The sequence below is a fragment of the Bacillus cereus group sp. BfR-BA-01441 genome, assembly GCF_022663075.1.
Taxonomy (GTDB): domain Bacteria; phylum Bacillota; class Bacilli; order Bacillales; family Bacillaceae_G; genus Bacillus_A; species Bacillus_A cereus.
Map to the genome: position 1 here is coordinate 1 of NZ_JAKUEU010000163.1, position 4,730 is coordinate 4,730.

Consider the following 4,730-nt stretch of genomic DNA (forward strand, 5'->3'; position numbering starts at 1 on the left):
TCTTCTCAAGGACAGCAGCAGCAAAACTCTAAAGGTAATAGTATTTATGATTTTACGAAACCAGAAAAAGACCGTATCCATTCTTTACAAAATTTAATAGAGAAGCTGAAAAGGTCTAGTGATTTTGTGAATTATCATACATCCGACGATGAAACGATGCCTTATTGGATTTCTTACTATCGTCCTTCGCTTGATGGAGAGAAATTACAAAAATATTTAATGCCTACTCTTTTGGAACGACCTAATGATTCACTAGAAGAGCTGAAAGAACATATTCCAATGAGCGGCATTACAATTACGAACGACTTACAAAAAATTGAGGATATGGTTTTAAAGGGGCATGCGATTATTCAATTGAATCAGCAAGATCAAAAATGTATGCTTGCAAACATTGCAATTGATAATTATCGTGCACCAACCCCTCCTTTAAACGAATCAACTGTTATTGGTCCGCAAGAAGGTTTTGTAGAGGATATTGATACAAACATTAATTTAGTTCGAAAGCGTCTTCCTGTTTTAGATTTACAAACAAAAGAAATGATTATTGGCGAGTTTTCCAAAACAAAAGTTGTCATGATGTATTTAGACAACCTCGCTGAAAAAGATAATGTAGATTTTCTCGAGGAATCATTACGCGCTCTTGAATATGATCAAATTAATGATAGTGCTTATATACAAGAATTGATGGGTGAAAAATCGATTTTCCCTCTCTATATCAATACAGAACGCACTGATAGAGTTACAAAAGCACTAATTGATGGAAAAATCGCTATTTTCGTTGATGGTTCTCCAAGTGTTTTACTAACACCTGTATCCTATTTCGATTTTTTCATTTCACCAGAAGACTATAACGTCTCCTGGATGTACGCTACATTTTCAAGGATTTTAAGATTAATTGCCGTTCTATTTTCAATTTGCGCTACACCGTTATACGTTGCAGTTTTAAATTATCATTATGAACTTATTCCAAGTGATTTACTTGAAACTTTAATTTTATCAAGGGCACAAGTACCATTCCCACCTTTAATTGAAGCGCTCTTTTTAGAACTTGCAATCGACTTACTGAGAGAAGCTGGCGCGAGGTTACCGATGAAAGTTGGTCAAACGCTCGGTATTGTAGGGGGTATCGTAATCGGACAAGCATCTGTACAAGCAGGTTTAACGAGTAACATTTTATTAATTATCGTTGCACTATCAGCACTCGCTTCCTTTATTACACCTATTTATAAAATGGGAAACGCTGTTCGATTACTACGCTTTCCTTTTCTTATGTTTGCAGAAATAGGCGGATTGCTCGGAATTTCTCTTGGATTTATCTTTTTATTTACTCATCTCTTTAGACTTACTTCCTTACGTAAGCCGTACGCTTTGTTTTATCCGACAAGGCAACAATCAGTTAAAGATTCTTGGATTCGTTTTCCATTAACAATGATTGATACGAGAGATGTGCAAGCAAGACCACAACATGTAAAAAAAGCAGCGAAAGGAATTTCAACAAAACATAGATCAGATTTTGATGATTGAGAAATGAGGTGCATTGATGAGTAAAGTTCAAGAAAAATATCAAATATCTCCTATCTTTGTTTTCTTCTTAATTCACGGTGCACAGTTTGGTGCTGGAGTTCTCGGATTCGCTCGAATCATCGCAAAGGCCGCTGGATACGACGGATGGATGGGAGTTATAATCACAGGAATTTTCATCCATATTCTTATATGGATGATGTATGTCTTATTAAAAGAAACAAATGGGAATTTAGTTGATTTACATCGGCAAACATTTGGAAAATGGCTAGGAAATGGCATTAGCATCATCTTTATGGCTTATTTTTTAATCGTTAGTATTTCGGTCATCCGAACATATGTTGAAATTATTCAAGTATGGATGTTTCCTACCGCTTCCACCTTTATGTTAACACTCTTTTTATGCTTAGTTAGCTATTACATTATCTCTTCTGGATTTCGTGTAATTACCGGTATTTGCGTCATCTCTGTTGGTGGTACATTAGGATACTTATTTCTAAGCTTATTCGTTTTGAAATATTCACATTGGGATAATTTACTACCTATATTCACACATTCTTTTTCAGACATTTTAAAATCCGCTCAACTGTCAATCTACAGTATGACCGGTTTTGAAATTTACCTCATGGTGTATCCATTTGTGAAAAAGCCTATGCAATCTCATAAATACGCTCAGTTTGGAGCACTATTTTCAAATCTTCTATATTTATTTAGCACCCTTTTAGCCTTTGCATTTTTTAGTGAAAAACAATTGTTAAAAACGATATGGGCCCAACTTTCTATGACCCAAGTCATTCAATTACCATTTATAGAAAGACTCGAATATATTGCAATTTCAGGCTATGCACTCGTTATTATTTCAAGTTTCATCCTCCCTTTATGGGCGTCAATGAGAGGAACACATGAAATATTCCGTGTAAAACAAAGGGGCATTTTAATTGCTTTTATCTTTATCACTCTCATTGTTTCGCAACTTTTAACCAACAGACACGATATTAATAACTTTATTAGTAATGTATCAAAAGTTAGTTTTTGGCTCATTTATGTATACATCCCAATCCTATTTATTATTGTGTGGGTGAAAAGAAAATGGAAAAAATCAAAAGCACAAGCAAATTAATACTTATTTCTTGTATAACATTCTTCAGTCTAATTGGATGTTTACAAAAAAATATTATCGATGATGTACAACTTATTCAAGGAAGCGTTTTTGATGTCGCAAAAGATAATAAAGTAAAAGTGACATTCGTTTGTCCCATTCAGAAAAAAGGAAATAAAGTTCAAGTTTTTGAAGGCAGTGCAAATGCAGTAAAACAAGTAAAAGCAGACACATCTTTAGAGTCTTCTCAACCATTTGCTAGCGGACAAATGCGTGTCGCTCTATATACAATAAGGCTTGCCAAAACAGGAATGTCTACTTCATTCGATACATTACTTCGAGATGTGAATATAGGGAACGCTTTATATGCTGCTTTATTAGATGGGAATGGTACTGAACTTTTAAAGGGCAAATATTCGACTTCATACAACGTTGCAATTTATATAAAAAAATTGCTAGAACATAACATGGAGACCGGACCTTTACCAGCGGATAATCTACATATAGGAGCATTTCGCTATTATCAAGAAGGAAAAGACTACTATATTCCCATTCTAAAGAAGCATGGTGATAAAATAAAAATTACCGGAATTGGCCTTTTTAAAAAAGATAAATATATCGGTAAAATTGCGGAAAAAGATATGTTCATATTTAAAGGACTATTAGAGAAACATAAATTAGATTCACATGAATTTAAAACAGATTCTGCGTACGTAATGATTAATAATATTCGTTCTGTTCCAACTTACGATATAAAAATTAAAAACGGAAAGCCTTCTTTTTTCATTCACGTTCGTCTTGATGCACGTATTCAAGAACTATCAAAACAAATTAACTTAGAAAATAACAAGAACACAAAAAACATTGAAAAAGATGTCCAAAAACAATTAGATAAACAAGCTGCTAAGTTAATTAAGCAATTTAAATCTTTAGGCGTCGATCCTCTCGGGCTAGGTGCAAAGTATAAACAACATTATCGCCCATTCAAATTAGAAGAATGGAGACAAATGTATAAAGATGTTCCGGTTCATATAAAATACACCGTAAATATTACAAATTCTGGTGTTATTGAATGAGAAATGATTGAACTCCTCTCTCCAGCATGATACAACGGAGAGAGGAGTTTTTTATTATCAAATAGAGAGAGAAGATATTTATGGGGGAGCTTATGTCTAAAAAATTAGTAAAGCCTATTTTAAATGGTATTTTATTTCTCGGCGTCTTTTTATTTGCTCATACATACTTAAAAAATGTTTCCTTCACACGTTACTTACTTGTCGTTATACCAATGTTACTCGTCGGTATTTTTGGCATCGATCTTATTTCATCGCTTTTAATAAAAAAAGAAGAATAACGAGCGAACATCTTATTTCGATAAGATGTTCTTTTCATTTCATAATCACCTTATGTTACAATAAACTTCGGCATAACGTAAGAAAGGATGAAACAACATGACAAACGAAAAAGGTTTAGATAAAGGATACGAACTTGTTGCGAAAATGCATGAAGTATTCGGACATCCTGTGACAAATACTCCAACAAAATTAACAGAAGAACGTGCAAAAATCCGTGCGAGTTTTATGCAAGAAGAGCTAGAAGAATTTCTAGAAGCAACGACTGTTGAAGATCAATATGATGCACTGATTGACCTTATTTACTTTGCATTCGGCACGTTTGCCGAAATGGGCGTACGTCCTGATAAAGGATTCGAAATTGTAAATAACGCAAACATGGCAAAACTATTCCCTGACGGGAAACCTCGATTCCGCGAAGGTGACGGTAAAATTCTAAAACCTGAAGGCTGGCAAGCACCAGAACCACAACTTCGTGCTGAAATTGAACGTCAGCGTCAAGAAGCTGAAAAAAACTGCTAGGATTTCCTAGCAGTTTTTTATTATGTCTTTTTTTCTGGCAATCATTAATGACCCACGTGTCCCGCATGTCCTGCAGCTCCACTAATGCTAGCCGCTCCTGCTGCTGCCCCCGCTCCTCCTGCTCCAATTCCACCTGTCCAAGGAGAAGATTGTTGTTGTTGCTGATATTGCTGATATTGTTGGTGCTGTTGGTGCTGTTGGTGCTGTTGACCTTGGTGTCCATGATGTTGACCTTG

The 4,730-nt window shown here is 34.9% G+C and carries 5 protein-coding genes and 1 pseudogene; 5 read left to right on the forward strand and 1 reads right to left on the reverse strand.

Features of this window, described 5'->3' with window-relative positions:
* From MR107_RS29230 to MR107_RS29250, 5 genes are all read left to right on the forward strand, one after another.
* The coding region (locus MR107_RS29230; protein ID WP_242293091.1) for a spore germination protein at positions 1-1,524 on the forward strand (1,524 nt) is incomplete at its 5' end.
* Between the two features lie 16 nt (positions 1,525-1,540).
* The gene (locus MR107_RS29235) at positions 1,541-2,641 is read left to right on the forward strand and encodes a spore germination protein (protein ID WP_000049053.1); all 1,101 of its coding nucleotides are present in this window, start codon (positions 1,541-1,543) and stop codon (positions 2,639-2,641) included.
* Positions 2,611-3,696: a spore germination protein GerHC gene (gerHC, locus tag MR107_RS29240; RefSeq protein ID WP_000411387.1), complete on the forward strand. Its 1,086-nt coding sequence runs from the start codon at positions 2,611-2,613 to the stop codon at positions 3,694-3,696. The genes MR107_RS29235 and gerHC overlap by 31 nt, the downstream gene beginning before the upstream one ends.
* 92 nt (positions 3,697-3,788) lie before the next feature.
* The gene (locus tag MR107_RS29245) at positions 3,789-3,974 is read left to right on the forward strand and encodes a hypothetical protein (protein ID WP_000038781.1); all 186 of its coding nucleotides are present in this window, start codon (positions 3,789-3,791) and stop codon (positions 3,972-3,974) included.
* 97 nt (positions 3,975-4,071) lie between these two features.
* Positions 4,072-4,494, forward strand: a complete 423-nt coding sequence (locus MR107_RS29250) for a pyrophosphohydrolase domain-containing protein (protein ID WP_000180554.1) — start codon at positions 4,072-4,074, stop codon at positions 4,492-4,494.
* A gap of 44 nt (positions 4,495-4,538) precedes the next feature.
* Here the strand turns inward: MR107_RS29250 and MR107_RS29255 are convergent.
* Positions 4,539-4,730, reverse strand: a pseudogene (locus tag MR107_RS29255) (hypothetical protein); the annotation flags it as partial.